This window comes from Mesorhizobium sp. M0174 (assembly GCF_040322275.1).
GTDB lineage: Bacteria > Pseudomonadota > Alphaproteobacteria > Rhizobiales > Rhizobiaceae > Mesorhizobium.
Genome location: NZ_JAMYTB010000002.1, coordinates 267,093 through 287,271, shown reverse-complemented (window position 1 = coordinate 287,271; position 20,179 = coordinate 267,093). Strand labels below are relative to the sequence as shown.

The following is a 20,179-nucleotide window of genomic DNA, read 5'->3' as shown; positions in this document are numbered from 1 at the left end:
GGCCTGCACGATCGCGGCATCCAACGGCGATTTCCGAAAAAATTCATCCGCCTGTCGGACACGAAGCGGTCCGCCCGTCCTTGGGTCAAAGATTTCCATCAACCGAACGCAGCGCTGAAGCGACCAACGCTCAGGCAGAGAACTATTGGCTGAACGAATGAAAACGGCATCGACATTCCTGCAGATCCTCGCGCTCAGCGCCTGTTTTACAGCACAGGTGCATGGCACGTTCTCGATGCCCGGCGTCAGGCAAGCGCTGCGGACGATAGCCGGTGCAAGCGGCCAAGGTACGTTGCCAATCAGCGCTCCTGTCGAAATCGCCTGGAGCTAATGTGCATGTCGCGCAAAAGTGTGCAGCGGTTTTGCGATAACGACATGCATCAAAACAAGAACTTAAAGCGCGTCGCATGAGGCCGGTCGAACGCGACGCGCTTTAAGCCGCCATTCCGCCCGCCAGGGTCAGCAGAAACGCCTCGCCGCAGGCCTTGGCCAGATTGCGCACCCGCAAGATGTAACTCTGGCGCTCGGTGACCGAAATGACGCCGCGTGCGTCGAGCAGGTTGAAGACGTGGCTGGCCTTGATGCACTGGTCGTAGGCTGGGAAGACCATCCTGTGCATCGCCACATTGTCGTTCGACGCCGACGCGCCGGCTTGTAGCAGCGCTTTGCACTCGGCTTCGGCGTCTTCGAAATGGCGCAGCAGCATCGCGGTGTTGGCGAATTCGAAATTGTGGCGCGAATATTCCTGCTCGGCCTGCAGGAAGACGTCGCCATAGGTCACCTTGTCGGCGCCTTCGCGGCCGTTGAAGTTGAGGTCATAGACATTGTCGACGCCCTGGACATACATGGCCAGCCGCTCCAGCCCGTAAGTGAGCTCGCCCGCTACCGGTGCGCATTCGATGCCGCAGACCTGCTGGAAATAGGTGAACTGCGACACCTCCATGCCGTCGCACCAGCACTCCCAACCCAGCCCCCAGGCGCCCAGCGTCGGGCTTTCCCAGTCGTCCTCGACGAACCGGATGTCGTGCAGCAGCGGATCGACGCCGATCGCGGCCAGCGAGCCGAGGTAAAGCTCCTGCAGATTGGGCGGATTGGGCTTCAGGATCACCTGGTATTGGTAATAGTGCTGCAGTCGGTTCGGGTTCTCGCCATAGCGGCCGTCCTTGGGGCGGCGCGAGGGCTGGACATAGGCGGCGTTCCAGCGTTTTGGGCCGAGCGCGCGCAATGTCGTGGCCGGATGAAATGTGCCGGCGCCGACTTCCATGTCGTAAGGCTGGAGGACGACGCAGCCATAGTCCGCCCAGTAATTATGCAGCGTCAGGATCAGCCCCTGGAACGAGCGGCTGGGATGCATATGGGCAGGGATATCAACGGTCACGGCGGCCTCCGGCGGATGCGGCACCTCGTAGAGTGCCGCTCCGCGACCGTCAAGGCGATGGAGTCATCCCTTCGGGGCGGGCGCCGGCTCGGCCTTCACCTTGGGGGTTTCCTGCGCCGTGTTGGATTCGATCGGCGGCAGGCCCTTCATCAGCTTTTGCTGCAAGGCGGCAAGCACATCCGGGTCCGGCTTCAGGTCGCGGGCCTGGTTCCACTGGAAGGTGGCTTCCAGCTTGCGGCCGACGCGCCAGTAGGCGTCGCCGAGGTGATCGTTGAGCACCGGATCCTCCGGCTTCAACGAAACGGCGCGTTCCATTTCGCGCACCGCGTCGTCGAACTGGCCGAGGCGGTAATAGGCCCAGCCCAGCGAGTCGACGATGTAGCCGTCGCTCGGCCTCAGGTCGACGGCCTTCTGGATCATCGCGAGGCCTTCCTTGAGGTTCATGTTCTTGTCGACCCAGGAATAGCCGAGATAGTTCAGGACCTGCGGCTGGTCGGGGTAGAGCTCCAGCGCCTTGCGGAAATTCGGCTCGGCCTTCGGCCATTCCTTCAGCCGCTCATAGGCGATGCCGCGCTGGTAGAAGATGTTCCAGTTGGCGGCGGTCGGCGTCTTCAGCACCTCGACTGCCTTGTCGTAAAGATTGGCGGCGGAGCGGAAGTCCTCCTTCGCGGAATAGACGCCGCCGAGCGCCAGATAGGCGCGCATGTCGTCTGGATGCGCATCGACGATGGCCTTGAGGTGAGCGATCGCCTCGTCATTGCGGTCGAGATCGGCAAGGTTGAGGCCAAGCTGCAGGTCCGAAAGCTCCTTCAGCGGCGAGCCGGCGGGAATGCGGCGATAGAGCGCGATGGCGCCCTCGCCGTCCTTCAACTGCTCGGCGACCGCGGCAAGCTGAACGAGCGCCGCGTCGTTGCCGGGCCGCAGCGCCAGGGCATATCGCAGATAAAGCCGCACGAACGGCTCGCCGCCGCCGCGGTTGAGCGCGGTGGCGAGATCGAGCAGGATCTCCGAGGCGCCGTCCGAGGGACCGGCAACGAATGGTTCGATCTTTTCGCCCTTGTTGATCTTGTCGCGAAGCGCTGCAATCTCGACCTTGCCGGGCGCAAACGCCTCGGCCTTGTCGAGCACCGACAGCGCCTTGGCCTTGTCGCCTTTGCGGGCGAGGAAAGAGGCGTAGGCCTGCGCGTTGCGCATCCATGTTTCGGGCGCCGCACCGCCAGCGGCCGTGTCTTGCAGGGTGGCGGTGTAGAGCGCATCCGCCCTGTCGGGCAGGCCCGAGGCGTCGGCAATCAAGGCACGGTGGAACGACTTGAACGGGCTGAACCAGTCGGGGCCCTGCAGCTTGTCGATGGAAGCCATGGCCTCGCCGGCGTCGCCGTCACCTTGCTTGGCCCAGCCGGTCATGACGCCGGAGATCAGCCGGTCGAGATCGGATTCGAGCGACAGCTTGAGCCAGTATTCGGCCTTGGAGAAATCCTTCTTGTGGAAGGAATCGATCGCCAGCGCCAGGCGCGAGAAGCGCTCGACGTCGGGAACCGCCTTGAGCTTGTCGGCATAGACCAGGGACTCGTCGAAGCGCCCCTGCGCGATCAGCGACAGCATCAGGCTCTGCTGCAGTCCCGTATCGTTCGGATCGAACGCGAGCGCCTGCTTGTAATAGGAAATGGCGCTGTCGAGGTCGTTGTCGCCTTCGGCAATCCGCGCCGCGAGATAGGCTCCCGAGAAGGATGTGATCCTGACCGGCTCGGCGGTCTGTCTGGCATGCGCCGGCAAAGCCGAGATCGCCATGCCCGTCGCGATTGCCAGCCCCGTCAGCCAGCGCGCATATCCTTGCCGCATCATATCCCTTTCAGCCAAACGCCATCTCCGCGTCAGCGGGATCGCCGTAGACTCGATCTTTACAGGTAAAGCATGGCCTTTTTGGGGTCACGCTTCAACCCGGCCCGAATTCACAATCGGGTAAAGCAACTAATAAACCATGCCGAAAGAGGTCGCACGACCGCATTGCGACAATCCGACCATGGGAAACCGGCGTCACGGCCCGGAACTCAGGACGTTTGCGAAAGGCTTGCGTCGAGCGCCTGCATGGCGACGGTGACAAGATCGTGCAGCCGCTTTTTCGGCACGCCGTCGCGTGCCTGCACCGAAAGGCCGTGCATCAGCGTGGCGTAATAATCACCCAACGTCTCGGCGTCGGTACCCGGCTTCAATTCGCCTTCGCGCACCGCTTGCTTCAACCGCTCGACGATCGATGCGGTACGCGCCAGCCGATGCTCCGCCAGCCATTGCTGCACGGCGTCGTTTTCGACGGCGCAATTGGTGGCGGCCGTCACCACCATGCAGCCCTGCGGCTGCCCCGGCCGCGTATAGATTTCGACGGCGTCGCGAAGCATGCGCTCGATGACGCCCCGGACGTTTGGTTCTTCCTGCAGCGCGCGTGTGGCAAAGCCGCCCTCATTGGCCTCGTAAAGTGCCACCGCTTCGCGAAACAGATCCTCCTTCGAGCCGAAGGCGGCATAGATGCGCGCCGATGCGAGGCCAAGCGCCGAAACGAGATCGGCCATCGAGGTGCCCTCGTAGCCACGTCTCCAGAAAGCGTCCCGGGCTTTCTCCAGCGCCTGATCGCGGTCGAACTCCCTTGGCCTTCCCGCCATTGCGACCTCCAATTTTTGTCGATCAACAAATAATACGCTTGACTTCGGATTGCAAATCTCAATTCTTTGTTGATCATTAAATAATTGTCGACAAGGAGACCGACATGAGTTCACTGGATCAGGGTGCGCCGCTCGGGGCAATCGCAACGCAAGAGACGACCGGTGTGAAGCGCGGCGCAACGCTGGCGCTGCTCGCCTTAGCGCAGCTCATCATCTCGCTCGACCTCAACATCGTCTTCGTGGCGCTGCCGGAGATCGGCGCCGGCCTCGGATTTTCCGGTCAGACCCTGCAATGGGTGGTGAGCGCCTACACGGTCTTTACCGGCGGCTTCCTGCTGTTCGGCGGCCGGGCCGCCGACCTGATCGGCCAGCGCCGCGTCTTCATCTTCGCACTCTGGCTCTACGCGCTTTCTTCGCTTGTCGGCGGCCTGGCATGGTCACCGGAAATCATCATTGCGGCACGCGCGGTCCAAGGCATCGGCGCCGCATTCCTGTTTCCGGCGACGCTGTCGCTGATCAACCGTCTGTTCGCCGAAGGACCGGAACGCAACCGGGCGCTCGCCGTCTGGGGCGGCGCAGGCGCCAGCGGCCTGACGTTCGGTTCGCTTGCCGGCGGGTTTCTGACCAGCGCCTTTGGCTGGCCGTCGGTCTTCTACGTCAACGTGCTGCTGGCCGGGATCGCCATCATCGCGGCTTTCGCCATCATCCCGCGCGATCGCAAGCGGCACGAGCACCGTAGCTTCGATCTGCCGGGCGCATTGACCGTCACCGCCGGGGCGACGCTGCTTGTCTTCACCCTGGTTCAGGGGCCTGAGTATGGCTGGGGATCGACCGCAATTATCGTCAGCGCAGCACTGGCGGCATTCTTCCTGATCGCCTTCACGATGATCGAGGCGAAGAGCGCCGATCCGCTGATGCCGCTGCGCCTGTTTTACAACCGCAGCCTCGTCGCCGGCATGACGATAACCTTCCTCTACATGGCGACTTTCGGAGCGCTGCCCTACTTCCTCACCGTGCTGCTGCAGAACGTGCACGGTTTCACTGCCTTGCAGACGGGCCTCGCCTTTCTCGTGCCGTCGGTCGCCATCGCCGCCGGCACGCAAGCCGGCGAGCGTCTGGCGACGCGCTTTTCCACGCGCAGCACGCTGGTCGGCGGCATGATCGTCGGCGCGGTCGGCACTGCATTGATGGTATCAGGCGCAACCGCGGAGAGCAGCTATCTGTCCCTCGTACCCGGCCTGATCGTCTCCGGCGTCGGACAAGGCATCGTCTGGACCGCAATGTGGATTGCCGCCGCTTCCGGCGTTGCCCATGATCAGCAAGGCGTCGCCTCGGGCATGGCTTCGACGACACTCAATGTCGGCAACGCCATCGGCATGGCCGTGCTGATCGCGATTGCGAACAGCCAAATCGGCGAATTGTCCGGCGATGCGTTGAAAATTGCCGTCGCCGACGGCATCCAGGTCGCCTTCTGGTTCGCGGCGGCGGGCATCGTCGTCAGCCTGCTCGCAGCAATGGTTCTTCCGGCAAAGGCGCGATGAGAACGGCGCGGGCGCCGATGGCTGTCAATTCACCCGGCTGATGCAGAAATCGATGACGTCGATCAGTGCAGACTTCTGCGGCGTCGCTTCGAGCGGCGCCAGGGCGTCGCGGGCGATCTCGCCGAAATGGCGGGCGCGCCCGATGGTGTCGGCAATCGCCCCGTGGCGGAGCATCAGGCCGATTGCCTTTTCCAGCCCGGCATCGTCGGCGGCATTGTCCTCGATGGCGCGTTTCCAGAAGCTGCGCTCGGCCTTGGTGCCGCGCCGATAGGCGAGGATCACCGGCAGCGTTACCTTGCCCTCGCGGAAATCGTCGCCGACATTCTTGCCGAGATCCTTGCTGGTGCCGCCATAATCCAGCGCGTCGTCGATCAGCTGGAAAGCAAGGCCGAGATTCATGCCGTAGGAGCGGAGTGCTGCGCGATCGTTGCGCGTCGCCTGGGCGATGACCGGGCCGACCTCGGCGGCAGCTGAGAACAGCGCCGCGGTCTTGGCCTTGATCACGGCGAAATGCTCGTCCTCGGTGGTTTCGAGGTTCTTGGCGGCGGCAAGCTGCATCACCTCGCCTTCGGCGATCACCGAGGCCGCACTCGACAGGATGTCGAGCGCTTCCAGCGAGGCGACATCGACCATCATGCGAAAGGCCTGGCCGAGCAGGAAATCGCCGACCAGAACACTGGCCTGGTTGCCCCAGATCATGCGCGCCGTTTTCTTGCCGCGCCGCATGCCGCTTTCGTCGACAACGTCGTCGTGGAGAAGTGTCGCGGTGTGCATGAATTCGACCGATGTGGCGAGCTTGACATGGCCGTCGCCGGAATAGCCGAACATCTGGGCGGCGGCGAGCGTCAGCATCGGCCGCAGCCGTTTGCCGCCGGACGAGATCAGATGGTTGGCGATCTCCGGGATCATCTCGACATCGGAGCCGGCCTTCGACAGGATCAATTTGTTGACGCGCCCCATGTCGGCCGCGGTCAGGTCGATGAGGTCCTTTATCGAGGCGGCTTCGCGCTTCCCGTTTTCAATGTTGAGAACGACACCCACGGCAAAACTCCCAACCTCGATATGCACGACGGCAACATGGTCCCTGGACAGACTCTAGGGTGTCACCCACCGGTGCGGCAAGAGGCGAATTGGCGCGCCGGCTCTGGTACATGATCACGCCTACGTTTACATCAACGCCGCAAACTGCGAGTTTCATCCGATGATAGAGCTCATCCGCACCAACGACGCTGTCATCATTTCGTTTGTCGAATCGCTGATGCGCGATGCCGGTATCGGCTGTTTCGTCGCCGACCAGAACATGAGCGTGCTCGACGGCTCGATCGGCATCCTGCCCCGCCGTGTCATGGTGGACGCCGACAAGGCCGATGCGGCACGGCGCATCCTGACGGATGCCGGCATCGCCAACGAGATCCGCCAAAAATAATGTCCGCGTCGCCCGCTGCCCTTGTCCCGGACATGCCGACTCACACGGTCGATGCCTTCCATCGTGGTCGCTTCTGGCTGGTGCAGCCGAGAAAGGCCGGCCACCGCGCCGGCATGGATGCGATGATGCTGGCGGCTGCCGTGCCGTCCTCCTTCGCCGGGCGGCTGGCCGACTTTGGCGCGGGTGCCGGTGCCGCGGGCCTGGCGGTGCTGTCGCGCTGCCCCGCTGCCGCGGCCGTGCTTGTCGAGCGTTCCCCGGAAATGGCGGCCTTCGCCACCACCACGCTTGCCCATGCCGGCAATGCGCATCTCAGCGACCGCGCCTCGGTGCTCGTCGCCGATGTCGCGCTGTCGGGCCGGGCGCGAACGGCCGCCGGCCTCGAGGACAACAGCTTCGATTTCGTCATCATGAACCCGCCGTTCAATGCCGCCGAGGATCGCGCGACGCCCGATCCGCTGAGAAAGGCCGCGCATGTCTCGGAGGATGGATTGTTCGACAGCTGGATCCGCAGCGCGGCCGCGGTGGTGAGGCCGGGCGGCGGGCTGGCCGTCATCGCCCGGCCGGAACAGCTCGGCGCCATCCTCGATGCCGTTGCCGGCCGCTTCGGCGACGCCGAGATGCTGGCCGTCCATCCTCGCCCCGAGGCGGCAGCGATCCGCATCGTCGTCCGGGCAGCACTCGGCGCACGCGGCAAGCTGTCGATCCAGCCACCGCTGATGCTGCATGCCTACTCAGGCAATGGCCCTTCGGAGCGGGCAGAGCTGATCAATAACGGGCTGGCGTCGCTGTTCGGAGACTGATCCATTCTGATTGCCGGGGTGACGGCATTGCCGTTGGCCGGCGAATTCCTACATGCCTCAAGCAAATCGACCGGAGACCGCCCCCTCGTGAAACGCCTTTTCAACCGCCTGCTGCCGAAATCCTGGCGCTCCACCGTCGTCACCATTCCGGTCATCCGGCTGCACGGCACGATCATGCCCGGCGGCGGCCAGTTCCGGCCGAGCCTGTCGCTCGCTTCCACCGCCGGTCTTCTCGAAAAGCTGTTTTCCTTCGATGCGCCGGCGGTCGCCATCTCGATCAATTCGCCAGGGGGCTCGCCGGTGCAGTCGCGGCTGATCTTCAGGCGCATCCGCGACCTGGCGAGCGAGAAGAACAAGAAAGTCCTGGTTTTCGTCGAGGACGTGGCGGCATCGGGCGGCTACATGATTGCGGTCGCGGGCGACGAGATCTTTGCCGACCCGTCCTCCATCGTCGGCTCGATCGGTGTGGTGTCGGCCTCGTTCGGCTTTCCGGAGCTGTTGAAGAAGATCGGCGTCGAGCGCCGCGTCCACACCGCCGGCCAGAACAAGGCGGTGCTCGACCCGTTCAAACCGGAAAAGAAGGAGGACGTCGAGCGCCTGAAGGCGCTGCAACTGGAGGTCCACGAGACCTTCATCGACCTCGTCAAGGACAGGCGCGGCAGCAAGCTCAAGGACGATCCCGACCTGTTCACAGGCCTGTTCTGGACGGCCAAGAAGGGGCTTGAACTCGGGCTGGTCGATGCGCTCGGCGACATGCGCAGCGTGCTGAAGAGCCGTTTCGGGCCGAAAACCCAGCTCAAGCTGATCACCGCGCCGCGCGGCCTGTTCGGCCGCTTCGGCCTGTTCGGCTCGAGCTTGTCGGCGCCCGACATCGCTGCCGCCGCGGCAAGCGGCGTCATCGATGCGGCGGAAGAGCGCGCGCTGTGGGCGCGCTTCGGGCTTTGAAAAGCCGGTGAAAGCGTCTAGCATAAATCATCAACCGACCCGACCGGCGGCCTTGCCGGCCTTGCGAGGGAGGAGTTTGACATGCCGCAGATCATTTTCTTCGCCGTCGTCGGCATTGCCGCCTATTTCGGCTACCGCTCCTTCGTCAGGGAAGCCGAGCGGGTGACCGCCAAGGTACGTCGGGCCGAAAAGCAGACGGCCAACGGGACCATGGGAACACTGGTCAAGGATCCGAAGACCGGCGAATACCGTCTGGCCAAGGATTGACCGTCGTCCCCCTCGCGGCCGAGCCAATCAACGCCGAGGCCAGCCTCCGGGCATTGCATGCGCACGCCAAGATAAATCTCGCGCTGCACGTCACCGGCCGGCGCGCCGACGGTTATCACATGATCGAAAGCCTGGCTGTGTTCACGCGCTTCGGCGACCGCATCGAGACAGAACTTGCCGACAGCGATGGGTTTTCCGTGTCCGGCAAATACGCCTCCGCGGTGCCGGTCGACGACAATAATCTGGTGGTGAGAGCGCGCGACGCACTGCGTCGCGAGGCCGGTTCCCAACACGCGCCGGCTGTCGCCATCCGGCTCGAAAAGAACCTGCCGGTCGCGTCCGGTGTCGGAGGCGGATCGAGCGACGCGGCGGCTGTGCTGCGCGCCCTGATCCAGACCTGGGGACTTGATGTTGACGATGCCGAACTGGCGCGGATCGGCCTGTCGCTCGGCGCCGACGTGCCGATGTGCCTCGCTGCTAAGCCACTGATAGCCCGCGGCGTCGGCGACGAGCTGACACTCGTGCCGGATTTCCCGGCGCTGGGTCTGGTGCTCGTCAATCCCGGCACTGCCGTCTCGACGGCCGACGTGTTCGAGGCGCTTGGCCGCCGCGACAATGCGGCGCTGCCGCCGCTGCCGCACAGCCTCGACTTCCACAGCATCCGCAACTGGCTGGAGATCACCCGCAACGATCTCGAACCTGCGGCGCGTGCAATCCAGCCCGCCATCGGCAAGGCGCTTTCCGTGCTTAACAAGGCCGGAGCCGGTTTTGCCAGGATGTCGGGTTCCGGCGCCACCTGCTTCGGGCTGTTCGAGACCGGCAACGTGGCCAAGCGCGCGGCCGTCGATATCCGCGGCCGCCATCCCGACTGGTTTGTCGCGGCGACGCGAAGCGTGAGATCGGAGGCTGATGCCCATGGCCAGGATTGACGTGAGCCGCCCCTTTGTTCCCGTGCGCATCGCGGTACTGACCGTTTCCGATACGCGCAGCCTCGTCGACGACAAATCCGGGCAGACGCTGGCCGACCGTATTGCCGAGGCCGGCCACATCCTCGCCGCCCGCGACATCGTCACCGACGACCGCGACAAGATCCGCGACAAGGTCCTAGGTTGGTCAAGGGACGAAGCGATCGATGTCGTCATCACCACCGGCGGCACCGGCTTCACCGGCCGCGACGTGACGCCGGAAGCGCTGGAGCCGATCTTCGAAAAGCGCATGGACGGCTTTTCCGAAGTGTTCCACCGCATATCCTACGACAAGATCGGCACCTCGACGATCCAGAGCCGGGCAACCGGCGGCGTCGTCAACGCCACCTTCGTCTTCGTGCTGCCGGGCTCGCCCGGCGCCTGCAAGGACGCCTGGGACGGCATCTTGAAGCCGCAGCTCGATTACCGGCAAATGCCCTGCAACTTCGTCGAGATCATGCCGCGGCTGGACGAGCATTTGCGGCGCGGCTGAGGCGAGCCAAGGTATCAGCCAAGCGACCTCGGTTTAGCGAATGACCGGCTCGCCGTGAAAACGGCGGCGCGAGGGCGGCGACACGCCGAAGCCGACCTCCATCATCAGCCGCGGCGTGCGCGTCGGCACGGTGCCCATATGGAAGCCGAACGGGTCCTCGACAAAGCCGAGGCCGGCCGGCCCGGTCAGCGTGACCGGGCTCTGCTCGCCATAGACGCCCAGCACCTCCTCCGCCGAATGGCCGACAAGCAGCGTCAGCTGATGCTTCAGGATGCGGCGGTTGTGGGAGCCGCGGACATAGACATGCGGCCCGGTGTCGTTGTCGACCGGCACCAGGTAGAAAAAGAACTTCAGCATCCGCCAGTCATCGAGGTCGAAATGGTATTTGCCGAGCGAGGCCATGTTCTTGTCGGCGTCCGAGACGCCACCGGTCGGAAAGCTCCACCAGACGCGGGTGGTGATCAGCTTGGCCTGGCTGCCGAGATAGTGCGCTGCGATATCGAGAAGCAGCGGATCGCGCTGCACGGCGACCGCAGCGTTGCAGTCGAGGACCCGTTCGAAATAGTGACCGCTGAGCAGCGGGCGGCCGAAATGCTTTTCGGCATCGGCGTGTTTTTCGGGCAGGAATTCCAGCCGGCGGTCGAAATTGCCGAAGCATGGCGTGCGCTCGGCGAAGCGGGCAATCTCCTCATGGATGGCGGCCGGCAGCATCAGGCCCGAATAGAGCCCCTCCGTCCGCAGCGCGCCGACGACGGCATCGCGATCGACGCCGGCGAACATCGTTTCACCGACATTGCGCGCCGGCGGAACGGGCTTTGCACCGCGCCAGTGCAGGCGCCGCGCCGGCATGGTGCGGGCCAGCATGAACATCGGCAGCCATGCCGGATTCTCGCGAAGGTCGGAAAGATAGGTCGGGATGCGGGCGGCGATGCGGCGCAGCGTACCGCCGTTGCGTGCGATCGCCTCGAGGCTTGCAGCGCCGGACTTGTCGGGGCTTGAAAGGGTCATCGGGGTCCTCAAATGTCGATGGAACAGCATCGACGATAGTCGTCGCCGCCGCTCCGGCACACCCCAAACCCATTCGCCCGTTTCGCAGGGAATGGTAACCCCCGGCCAGATTTTGTGCAATGCACAATAAGCGACGACCCGCCAGAAAATTTGCTTGGGCGGCATTCCCTAGGCCGGGATGGTAAGCCGTCACTTCCGCGGCGCCACCCAGATCTCGGCGTGGAGCCTCCTGGTCGCCAGGCCGCGGGCGATCGCTTCGGCGCTGCGGGCGCTCTTTGATAGCGCGGCGGCCTGACGCTTGCTGATCACCAAGCCTTCGGCGAGAGCGCGATTTCCGGCAAAGACGCGTGACAGGAAGGGCGCGCGGCTGCCGCGTGCCCGCGAAAATCGCGCCGCCATGGTTTGCCTGGCGGTATGGGCGACGACCTCGTCGATCCAGCCCTCCCCCAGCCGCGCGCCCGGTTCCAGCAAGAGCAGCCAGTCGCCCTTGGCCTGCCTGATGCCCGCAGCGATGCCGCCGCTGACATAGTGGCAGCCGGCATGTTCGGCGACGCGGTGCGTCTGATCGGTCGAGCCGGTGTCGCAGACGAGAACGTCGCGCACCACGCCCTCGACCGCGCCGCCGATCAGCGAGGCGAGCGTGCGGGCAAGGCCCTCCTCGTCATTCAGGGTTTCGATCAGGACGCTGAGCATGTTTAGCCGAATAGCGGAAAGCGGTGGGCAGCGCCAGTTTTTGCGGCGCGCCGCGAGAAAGTTCTTGCTTTGTTCTCATCGATGCGATAGGAATACATTCATGAGCAGAGCGATTCGACAGCGGGCGGATAGTCCCTGGGAAAGGGCCAAAATGGAACAGATCGTGCGTGCCGACATTGCCGCCTTCGGCGCTGGCAGGGCCGAGATGGCGAATGCGATGATCGAGCAGAGCGGCATGCGCGTCCGTCCGGACCGCAATCGCGGCAGGTCGGCGGGCATCAATCCGTCCGGCCGTTTCGAGCCGGTCAGCCGGCATGTGTTCGATGACGGCTGGAATTCGCTGGAGGAGCTGCCGCCCTTCAGGACCGAGGTACAGGTCGAGAAGCCGCGCACCATCATCACCCGCAACGAATCGCCCGATATCTCCTTCGACCGCTCGATCAATCCCTATCGCGGCTGCGAACATGGCTGCGTCTATTGTTTCGCGCGGCCGACGCACAGCTTCATGGGCTTGTCGCCGGGGCTGGATTTCGAATCGAAGCTGTTTGCCAAGCCGGATGCGGCGCGGTTGCTCGACAAGGAATTGTCCAGGGACAATTACCAGCCGCGCACCATCGCCATAGGCACCAACACCGATCCCTATCAGCCGATAGAGAAGCAATACCGGATCATGCGCGAGATCCTCGAAGTTCTGGAGGCGCGCGGCCATCCGGTCGGCATCGTCACCAAATCGGCACTGGTGATCCGCGATATCGACATTCTGTCGCGCATGGCCGAGCGAGGGTTGGCCAAGGTGGCGCTGTCGGTGACGACATTGGACAGGATGCTGGCCAGAACGATGGAGCCGCGCGCGTCGACGCCGACCAAGCGGCTGGAGGCGGTCAGACAGCTTTCGGACGCCGGCATTCCGGCCTCGGTGATGGTCGCGCCGATCATCCCCGGACTGACCGACCCGGAAATGGAGCGCATCCTCGATTCGGCGCAGGCAGCGGGCGCGCGTGAAGCCGGCTATGTGCTGCTGCGCCTGCCGCTGGAGGTCGCGCCGATCTTCAAGGACTGGCTGCTGCGCCACTATCCCGACCGCTATCGCCACGTCATGTCGCTGATCCGTTCGATGCGCGACGGCAAGGACTACGATTCGGAATGGGGCAAGCGCATGAAAGGCTCCGGCCCCTATGCCTGGCAGATCGGCCGGCGTTTCGAGATCGCCGCCAAACGGCTCGGCCTCAATGCCGAACGGCGCTCGCTCAGGACCGACCAGTTCGTCCCCGCTGCCAAGGCAACCGAGCAGCTGATGCTGCTGTGACAAAGCGTCTCGCGCCAGCCGCTTTGAAGCGGCCGCAGAAGGCGAAAAATCCCGTCCGGCCTGTCCTGTCCCCGGGCTTGCAGACGGTAGCCCCCTCCTGGTCCGGTGCCCCGCCCGACCCGGAGGGGACTTGCGGAGAATCGGAGCCGATGCGAACCTCGCCGCACCATGGCTCGCCCGCGTTCCGATTCTCCGCTTCTCTTCGAAATCGTCGAGAAACCCGACTTCTCGTTCGAAACGAGAGCGATGGCCGAAGGCCTTTGGCCGGTGGCAGGGATGGACGAGGCCGGCCGCGGCCCACTCGCCGGGCCGGTGGTGGCGGCAGCGGTGGTGCTCGATCCCGCCAACATCCCCGACGGCCTCGATGATTCCAAGCGGCTGACGCATTTGCAGCGTGAGGCGCTGTTCATGAAAATCCTCGGCTCCTCACTCGCCGTGTCGATGGCCTCGGTCAGCGCCGAAGGCATCGATGCCTCCAACATTCTCAGGGCCAGCCTGGAGGCGATGCGCCGTGCAGTGGCCGGCCTGTCAATCCGGCCGAAGCTGGCACTGGCCGACGGCCGCGACGTGCCGCCCGGCCTGCCCTGCGAGGGCAAAGCGCTGATCAAGGGCGACCAGCGCTCGCAGTCGATCGCCGCAGCCTCGATCGTCGCCAAGGTGTTGCGCGACCGAATGATGTGCGGCTGCGGCAGCCATCATGCGCGTTACGGCTTCGAACTGCATATGGGCTACGCCACTGTGCGCCATCGCACGGCAATCGATCTGCACGGGCCGGTGGCGCGGCTGCACCGCGCCTCCTTCGCGCCGTTCCGGTTCGGCGGCACCGAGGTGCTGGAGGAAGAGGGTTTTTCGGGTTTGGATTGAGATTGGCGAAAGCGGCTGAGCGCGCAATCTCCCCCCTTGAGGGGGAGATGGCCGGCAGGCCAGAGGGGGTCGCCTTCGTGTGAAGCGTCAACGTTCTCTTTCGTCCCAGTGGCGTCGCGCCAGGACGTACCGCCCCCCTCTGTCGCCTTTGGCGACATCTCCCCCTCAAGGGGGGAGATTATGCGCTCTGCCGCTTTCGCCAACAAAAAAGCCGCCAGGTTTCCCCGGCGGCTTCCGATGAATTTCTCGACGAAGTCGCTTAATTCAGTTTCGACTTCAAATCCTGCAGGGAGGCGTTGAACAGGTCGGCGCCGGCCTTGGCGTCGATCTTGCCGGCCAGCAGCGCGCGCGCGGCTTCGACCGCAATGTCGACAGCGCTGGCACGCACTTCGCCGATCGCTTCGCGCTCGGCCTGGCCGATCTTCTGCTCGGCCAAGGCGGTGCGCCGGGCGACATAGTCCTCGGTCTTCTGGTGCGCCTCGGCGGCAAGCATGTCGGCTTCACGCTTGGCGGCGGCAACGATGGCCGCCGCCTCCTGCTCGGCTTCCTTGCGCTTGCGCTGGTATTGGCCAAGCAGCTGCTGTGCCTCTTCGCGCAACCGGCGCGCCTCCTCGAGCTCGGAGCTGATCTTGTCGGCCCGCGCATCGAGCGCCTTGGCGATCATGCCCGGCACCTTGATGTAGATGGCGATGCCGAGGAAGATTACGAGGGCAACCGTTGCCCAAAGCGTCGCGAGAGATGTGGCGTCCATGATGCGCTCCTCACCCGGCCACGGATTTGACCGCGGCCGCGATTTCGGCCTTGCTGGCCTTGCCGCCGACAAGCGCCTCGACGATGGCCGAAGCGGTGTCCTCGGCGATCGTGCCGACTTCCTTCATGGCATTGGCCTTGATGGAAGAAATACGCGCCTCGGCCTCGCCAAGCTTCTGGTCAAGCGCTGCCTCGATCGTCTTGCGGGCAGCTTCGGCTTCCGCCTTGGCCGCATCGTTGGCCTGCTGACCGATCGCATTGGCCTTGCCCTTGGCTTCCGCCAATTCCTGCTCATAGGCGGCAACGGCGGCATCGGCCTCGCTTTTCAACCGGGCAGCATGATCGAGATCCTGCGTGATGCGGTCGTTGCGAACGTCGATGATGCCGCCGACGCGCGGCATCACTACCCGTTTCAAGAAGAGGTAGAACAGCCCGAAAGTGATTGCCAGCCACACCAGCTGTGACGGGTACGTTGCCGGATTGAATGGCGGGAACGTGCCGTGCGCCTCGGCAGGCACGCCGGTGGCGGCGTGCGCGTCGGCTTCCGTTGCGGCGGGCGCGGACTCTTGCGCAAAGGCAGATGTCACGAACATGGACTATCCCCGAAATTCAGTCCCGCCGCAGGATCGCGGCCGGCCTGTTCAATTCTTCCCAATGTTCAGCCGAACAAATATTCAGCCGAACAGGGCGAGAAGCGCGATGAGAAGCGAGAAAATACCCAGCGCTTCGGTCACGGCGAAGCCGAAAATCAGACGGCCGAACTGGCCGTCGGCGGCCGACGGGTTGCGCAGCGCGCCCGCCAGATAGCTGCCGAAGATGTTGCCGAGGCCAACGCCCGCGCCGCCCATGCCGAGGCATGCGATGCCGGCGCCGATGTACTTTGCTGCTTCTGCGTCCATTTGTTCAACTCCTTTGGATCTAAAATTCCGTTGCAAATTCGATCCGGCGGCAATGCCGGAACCTAGTTAGTGCCCGGGATGCAGGGCGTCGTTGAGATACATGCAGGTCAGCACGGCAAAGACGTAGGCCTGCAGGAACGCGACCAGCAACTCAAGCGCCGTCAGCGCCACGGCCATCGCCAGCGGCAGAACCGAACCCGCCACGCCGACCGCGCCGAGCGCGCTCAGGCTGACGACAAAGCCCGAGAACACTTTCAGCGTAATGTGACCGGCGAGCATGTTGGCGAACAGACGAACCGACAGGCTGACCGGACGTGAGACGAAGGAAATCACCTCGATAAGCACCACCAGCGGCAGCAGGTAGACCGGCACGCCATGCGGGACGAACAGCTTCAGGAAGCCAACGCCGTGCTTGGTGAAGCCGTAGACGACAACCGTTCCGATCACCAGCGCGGCGAGGCCGAAAGTGACGATGATGTGGCTGGTGACGGTGAAGAAATACGGGAACAGGCCAAGCAGGTTGGCGACAAGCACGAACATGAACAGCGAGAACACGAAGGGGAAGAACTTCATGCCCTGCGTGCCCGCGGCGTCCCTCAGCATATTGCCGACAAATTCATAGGCCATTTCCGAGACCGACTGAAGGCGGCCCGGAACCAGGCTGCGGCTCGATGTGCTGAGATAGAGAAACGCCGCCGCGACGGCAACCGTCGCAAGCATGAACAGAGCCGAATTGGTGAAAGACAGGTCATAGCCGCCGATGTGAATCGGAATGATCGGATGGATCTGGAACTGGTGGATCGGATCGACCTTGTCAGCAGCCACTTTAAATCCCCATCAAAGCCGCAGACGGCTTCAGCATTCTGTTCAATGCGCCGGCATGCGGCGCCTCAATTCATTCTTTCGGATCGCGCGGTTTGTCGCCCGTTCCGAATTCCGACACAAGCCCGGCTGAACGCAGGACATTGAGCACGCCGGCGCCAAAACCCAGCAGCAGCCCGACTATCAGACCCCATGGCGATATCCCCGCCACGCGATCGATAAACCAGCCGAGAGCCGCACCGACCACTATCCCGGCGATGAACTCGCTGGACAGCTTGAGCGCCTGGCCGTACCCGGCCACACTGCCCGTTTTCGCGTCGTCTTTCCCCTCGAGCCGATCCGGCCGCCTTGTCGCAAGCGATGCTTCAAGGTCGCGCCGGCGGCGCTCAAGATCGTCGTCGCGGATGTCGGCTTCATGCTGCTTGCCGCGGCCGGTTTTGCCGGTTCCGTCTGGCCCATTCTTGTCGGCCACGCAACCCCCCCTGCCCGGTCAGACCGTTACCGTCCGTCCGCTTCTTAAAGTCGCCGGCAACATAGTTAGAGGGTCCGCGCCCGTCAAGCCACGGGCGGACCTTCGAGCTCAAGTATTTTTTCGTTATGAATCAGCTACTTGCCTGGGTGCGACATCGTGCCCGACGCGGTCTCCGGCGGGCTGCGGCCGAATCCCCACGGCGATGCGTCTTCCATCGGCCGCTCTCGCGGGAAAGATGCAAGGGCCGCCAGAGCGCTTAGCTCCAGCCGCCGCCATAGGTGCGGTAGAAGATGTGCAGGCCGATCCTGGTCATTTTCTGCATCGTCCGCGCCCAGCCCGGATGGACGTAGTTGGCGTAATAATGGGTCGACGAGCCGACTTCCGGAATGAAGATCTTGCCGGCTGTGACGGCCATGGCGACATCCTGAGCGGTCTTGTAGGCAGCGGGGTTGTCGATCCGCTTCTTCCTGCCGTCGCAGGCGAAGGAAAACTGACAGCGGTTGAACCAGTTGTCGTTCTGGTAGACAACGCCGCAGATCGAGTTCGGATAGGCCGGGTTTCGGACACGGTTGAGGATGACCTGGGCGACGGCGGCCTGGCCGCGCACGGACTCGCCGCGCGCCTCGAAATAGATGCCGTTGGCGAGACAGGCCTGCTCCGGTTTGGAAAAGACGCTCGCCGGCAGCGGCGTCTGCATCCAAGAATGATCGCCCTTGCTCAGGGGCGGAATGAAGCGGCCATCGTTCGGGTCCTCGTCCTGCAGCAAGGCCTCGAAAGGCGACGCCTTGGCGTAATCGGGGGCAGACGAGGCATAGGCGGTCGCCAGCACGTCGGGATGATCGTTGTTGACCAGCGCGGCAAGCATCGCCGGCACGCCGGAATCCGGCTTCTTGTCGACGCGCGTGTGGAAGGAGGCCGCGATCTGAATTTCCTTGCCTTTGATCTCGGGCTTGGCGAAGGCCATCCTCAGGCCGCTGTCCATGCTTGGGCGCAGCAGCGAGGAGGTTCGCTCGAAGATCGAGCCGGCGTTGAAGTTCTTCGGCGGCGAGACGGGCGAGACCTCGATGATGCGGCCCTTCTTGTCGGCACGCGTGATACGGTTCTCGTCCGGCGTCGTGCCGGCGATGCCGCCCTTGCCGCGAAACGAGACGGCGCCGATGCCGGGCAGTTGGACGCCGGAGCCGGAGAGCGAGCCGGTGCTGCTGGAATCGAGGAAGGGCATTTCGGCGGCGTGAACGGAGCCGGCGACGGATTTCTCGACATAGGCGTTCCAGCGGACGCTCGGCGCCTCAAGACCGGAGACCAGGCTTGTCATGTCCTGATAGGCAACGACACTCGGAAAGCCGATCCAGATGCCAAGGCCAATAATAAACGGAGACAGGAAGGAACGCTTTTTCTCACCGGCGGCGGCGACAAGCCGCGTCAAAACACGTCGATGCACGGAACTCTCCAGAAACGCAACGGACCCCACTGGAGAGCTACAATGATGCATTAACCTTGATGGGGCGTTAACAGCTTAGAACCTTGTTTTCCCATCTCGTGTCGAAGTCAGGCGCTTTTGCGGCTGTCCGTTGGCGGAAGAAAGATCGGCCAGGCGATCAGCGCGCAAATAGCCGCACCCAGCCAGACGCCTGGCCACGAGCAGAGCACGAGAAGCCCCGGAATGGCGATCGGCACCAGGAAAAAGGCAATGAAGACCAGACTGTTGGCAAGGCCGAGCGCCGTTCCGGCCTGGCTGGCGCCGGCCAGCGTCGCAAGCTCGGTGTAGGCGACGCCGTGCCAGGAGGAGACGCAGATGCCGGCCACGACGAGCATCGCAACGATCGCCGGCGACAGCATCGGCGCTTGGCCTGACAAGAATTGGGCCGAAAACAAGACGAGCGCCGCAAGCACGGCGAAGGCGGCCACGCTCAGCATGCTGCACAGACGCAGGAACGACCGGCGGTTGCCGTGACGGTCGGTATAGCGGCCGCTCCAGACGCGCATGACCATGGCGCCGACCTGCACGGCACCCAGGCTGGCGCTGATCACGGCTGTTCCCATGCCGGCAAAATCATGCAGGAAGACGGAAGCAAAGGTGAGCACGGCCACCTGTGGGAAGCACAGCAGGCCGATGGCTGTCGCGATGCGCCAGACGGCCGGGTTGCGCAGCGGCGCGGGGCCGGCCGGCTTTGCCGCGCTGCTCGAATGGGCATGGTCGTGCGCCGGCGGCTGATGCAGCCAGCGCCAGGCGAGTGAGGTCGAGACGGCGGATGCAGCCGCCAGAAGTCCGAAGACCGCCGTGAAGCCATGGGCCGAAGCGAGCGACGGCAGCACCAGCGCGCCAAGCCCGCCGCCAAGCGGCACCGCCGTCTGCCTGATGCTCATGGCAAAGCCACGCTCGCCTTCGCCGAACCAGGCCATGATGGCGCGGCCGCTGGAGCCGTTGACGCTGCCGCCGAGCAATCCGGTGACCAGCAGGGCAGCGGCGAGAAGCGCGACGCCGGGAATTTGGGCTGGTGACGGCACGACCAGCGCGGCCATGACGAGCAGCCACAACGCGGTTGCGCCGAGCCCGGTCAGCAGCACGCGGCGGTCGCCCCAGCGATCGGTCAGCAGCCCCCACGGCAATTCGCTCAGCGCCACGCCCAAGCCGAGAAGGCCAAGCGCCAGACCGAGCTCGCCATTGGAGAGATGATAGCCCGAGCGTAGGAACACCGCCGTGGCCGGAATGCCGGAGAATGTCGCGGAGAAGCAGGCGTTGGCGGCGACGCCGATACCCAGCACCTTCCAGCGATGATTGGGTCGAAGCACCGCCGCCTCTGACAGGGTGGTAACGGCGGCCGGGCGAAGCGGTTTGCAATCTGCTCGTGTGTCGACAGCGGACATGGTTCAGCTCCTGCATGCGCTGGTTGCG

Annotated in this window: 23 protein-coding genes; 10 read left to right on the top strand and 13 right to left on the bottom strand. The window is 64.2% G+C overall.

The genetic code is table 11. The features are described from left to right. Positions 1 to 157: 157 nt before the first annotated feature. Positions 158 to 331, top strand: coding sequence for a hypothetical protein (locus NKJ13_RS04860; RefSeq protein ID WP_023674088.1), 174 nt, complete (start codon positions 158 to 160; stop codon positions 329 to 331). Positions 332 to 433: 102 nt separating this feature from the next. Here the strand turns inward: NKJ13_RS04860 and NKJ13_RS04855 are convergent, their stop codons facing one another. The 3 genes from NKJ13_RS04855 to NKJ13_RS04845 all read right to left on the bottom strand — a co-directional run bounded on the left by NKJ13_RS04855 (position 434) and on the right by NKJ13_RS04845 (position 4,032). Continuing rightward, on the bottom strand, positions 434 to 1,354 hold the full coding sequence (locus NKJ13_RS04855) for a glycine--tRNA ligase subunit alpha (RefSeq protein WP_352777425.1): 921 nt from the start codon (positions 1,352 to 1,354) through the stop codon (positions 434 to 436). Between the two features lie 87 nt (positions 1,355 to 1,441). Further along, positions 1,442 to 3,217, bottom strand: coding sequence for a tetratricopeptide repeat protein (locus NKJ13_RS04850; protein ID WP_352777423.1), 1,776 nt, complete (start codon positions 3,215 to 3,217; stop codon positions 1,442 to 1,444). Positions 3,218 to 3,426: 209 nt separating this feature from the next. Beyond that, the gene (locus tag NKJ13_RS04845; protein ID WP_352737080.1) at positions 3,427 to 4,032 is read right to left on the bottom strand and encodes a TetR/AcrR family transcriptional regulator; all 606 of its coding nucleotides are present in this window, start codon (positions 4,030 to 4,032) and stop codon (positions 3,427 to 3,429) included. Positions 4,033 to 4,136: 104 nt separating this feature from the next. Here NKJ13_RS04845 and NKJ13_RS04840 point away from each other — a divergent pair, with 104 nt between their 5' ends. Further along, positions 4,137 to 5,573 carry an MFS transporter gene (locus NKJ13_RS04840; RefSeq protein ID WP_352777174.1) on the top strand — a complete coding sequence of 479 codons (1,437 nt, stop codon included), beginning with the start codon at positions 4,137 to 4,139 and terminating at the stop codon, positions 5,571 to 5,573. A gap of 24 nt (positions 5,574 to 5,597) precedes the next feature. Here the strand turns inward: NKJ13_RS04840 and NKJ13_RS04835 are convergent, their stop codons facing one another. Further along, the gene (locus tag NKJ13_RS04835) at positions 5,598 to 6,614 is read right to left on the bottom strand and encodes a polyprenyl synthetase family protein (RefSeq protein ID WP_254818409.1); all 1,017 of its coding nucleotides are present in this window, start codon (positions 6,612 to 6,614) and stop codon (positions 5,598 to 5,600) included. A gap of 160 nt (positions 6,615 to 6,774) precedes the next feature. On the opposite strand from NKJ13_RS04835, the gene NKJ13_RS04830 reads away from it, so the two are divergent. From NKJ13_RS04830 to moaB, 6 genes are all read left to right on the top strand, one after another. Next, positions 6,775 to 6,999 carry a putative signal transducing protein gene (locus NKJ13_RS04830; protein WP_023674082.1) on the top strand — a complete coding sequence of 75 codons (225 nt, stop codon included), beginning with the start codon at positions 6,775 to 6,777 and terminating at the stop codon, positions 6,997 to 6,999. Then, complete coding sequence (locus NKJ13_RS04825; protein WP_352777172.1) at positions 6,999 to 7,799, top strand: tRNA1(Val) (adenine(37)-N6)-methyltransferase; 801 nt, start codon at positions 6,999 to 7,001, stop codon at positions 7,797 to 7,799. Before NKJ13_RS04830 ends, NKJ13_RS04825 begins: the two co-directional genes overlap by 1 nt. 87 nt (positions 7,800 to 7,886) lie before the next feature. Continuing rightward, positions 7,887 to 8,744: a S49 family peptidase gene (locus tag NKJ13_RS04820; RefSeq protein ID WP_352505244.1), complete on the top strand. Its 858-nt coding sequence runs from the start codon at positions 7,887 to 7,889 to the stop codon at positions 8,742 to 8,744. 81 nt (positions 8,745 to 8,825) lie between these two features. Next, positions 8,826 to 9,011 (top strand): hypothetical protein, encoded by a 186-nt coding sequence (locus NKJ13_RS04815; RefSeq protein ID WP_292665400.1) that lies wholly within the window; start codon positions 8,826 to 8,828, stop codon positions 9,009 to 9,011. 26 nt (positions 9,012 to 9,037) lie between these two features. Continuing rightward, on the top strand, positions 9,038 to 9,940 hold the full coding sequence (locus NKJ13_RS04810) for a 4-(cytidine 5'-diphospho)-2-C-methyl-D-erythritol kinase (RefSeq protein ID WP_352505454.1): 903 nt from the start codon (positions 9,038 to 9,040) through the stop codon (positions 9,938 to 9,940). Continuing rightward, the gene (gene moaB / locus NKJ13_RS04805) at positions 9,927 to 10,469 is read left to right on the top strand and encodes a molybdenum cofactor biosynthesis protein B (RefSeq protein ID WP_352777170.1); all 543 of its coding nucleotides are present in this window, start codon (positions 9,927 to 9,929) and stop codon (positions 10,467 to 10,469) included. The genes NKJ13_RS04810 and moaB overlap by 14 nt, the downstream gene beginning before the upstream one ends. A 33-nt stretch (positions 10,470 to 10,502) precedes the next feature. On the opposite strand, the gene NKJ13_RS04800 is transcribed toward moaB, so the two are convergent. Both NKJ13_RS04800 and NKJ13_RS04795 read right to left on the bottom strand, forming a co-directional pair. Further along, positions 10,503 to 11,477 carry a phytanoyl-CoA dioxygenase family protein gene (locus NKJ13_RS04800; RefSeq protein ID WP_352701642.1) on the bottom strand — a complete coding sequence of 325 codons (975 nt, stop codon included), beginning with the start codon at positions 11,475 to 11,477 and terminating at the stop codon, positions 10,503 to 10,505. Between the two features lie 189 nt (positions 11,478 to 11,666). After that, positions 11,667 to 12,170 carry a glycosyltransferase gene (locus NKJ13_RS04795; RefSeq protein ID WP_023716858.1) on the bottom strand — a complete coding sequence of 168 codons (504 nt, stop codon included), beginning with the start codon at positions 12,168 to 12,170 and terminating at the stop codon, positions 11,667 to 11,669. 151 nt (positions 12,171 to 12,321) lie between these two features. Here NKJ13_RS04795 and NKJ13_RS04790 point away from each other — a divergent pair, with 151 nt between their 5' ends. Both NKJ13_RS04790 and rnhB read left to right on the top strand, forming a co-directional pair. After that, on the top strand, positions 12,322 to 13,476 hold the full coding sequence (locus tag NKJ13_RS04790) for a PA0069 family radical SAM protein (protein ID WP_352505247.1): 1,155 nt from the start codon (positions 12,322 to 12,324) through the stop codon (positions 13,474 to 13,476). 168 nt (positions 13,477 to 13,644) lie between these two features. Beyond that, a complete protein-coding gene (rnhB, locus tag NKJ13_RS04785; protein WP_352505248.1) occupies positions 13,645 to 14,340 on the top strand; it encodes a ribonuclease HII in 696 nt (231 codons plus the stop codon). A 259-nt stretch (positions 14,341 to 14,599) separates the two neighbouring features. Here the strand turns inward: rnhB and NKJ13_RS04780 are convergent, their stop codons facing one another. The 7 genes from NKJ13_RS04780 to NKJ13_RS04750 all read right to left on the bottom strand — a co-directional run bounded on the left by NKJ13_RS04780 (position 14,600) and on the right by NKJ13_RS04750 (position 20,151). Next, entirely contained in the window at positions 14,600 to 15,091 is a 492-nt protein-coding gene (locus tag NKJ13_RS04780) for a F0F1 ATP synthase subunit B (protein WP_352505249.1), read from the bottom strand. 10 nt (positions 15,092 to 15,101) lie between these two features. Further along, positions 15,102 to 15,683, bottom strand: a complete 582-nt coding sequence (locus NKJ13_RS04775; protein ID WP_352505250.1) for a F0F1 ATP synthase subunit B — start codon at positions 15,681 to 15,683, stop codon at positions 15,102 to 15,104. A gap of 81 nt (positions 15,684 to 15,764) precedes the next feature. Further along, entirely contained in the window at positions 15,765 to 15,989 is a 225-nt protein-coding gene (locus NKJ13_RS04770; RefSeq protein WP_254820421.1) for a F0F1 ATP synthase subunit C, read from the bottom strand. 66 nt (positions 15,990 to 16,055) lie between these two features. Further along, positions 16,056 to 16,814 carry a F0F1 ATP synthase subunit A gene (locus NKJ13_RS04765; protein WP_352505251.1) on the bottom strand — a complete coding sequence of 253 codons (759 nt, stop codon included), beginning with the start codon at positions 16,812 to 16,814 and terminating at the stop codon, positions 16,056 to 16,058. Between the two features lie 70 nt (positions 16,815 to 16,884). Next, entirely contained in the window at positions 16,885 to 17,283 is a 399-nt protein-coding gene (locus NKJ13_RS04760; protein ID WP_352505252.1) for an AtpZ/AtpI family protein, read from the bottom strand. A 256-nt stretch (positions 17,284 to 17,539) separates the two neighbouring features. Then, entirely contained in the window at positions 17,540 to 18,724 is a 1,185-nt protein-coding gene (locus NKJ13_RS04755; protein WP_352505253.1) for a cell wall hydrolase, read from the bottom strand. 107 nt (positions 18,725 to 18,831) lie between these two features. Then, positions 18,832 to 20,151, bottom strand: a complete 1,320-nt coding sequence (locus NKJ13_RS04750; protein WP_352505254.1) for an MFS transporter — start codon at positions 20,149 to 20,151, stop codon at positions 18,832 to 18,834. Positions 20,152 to 20,179 lie beyond the last annotated feature (28 nt).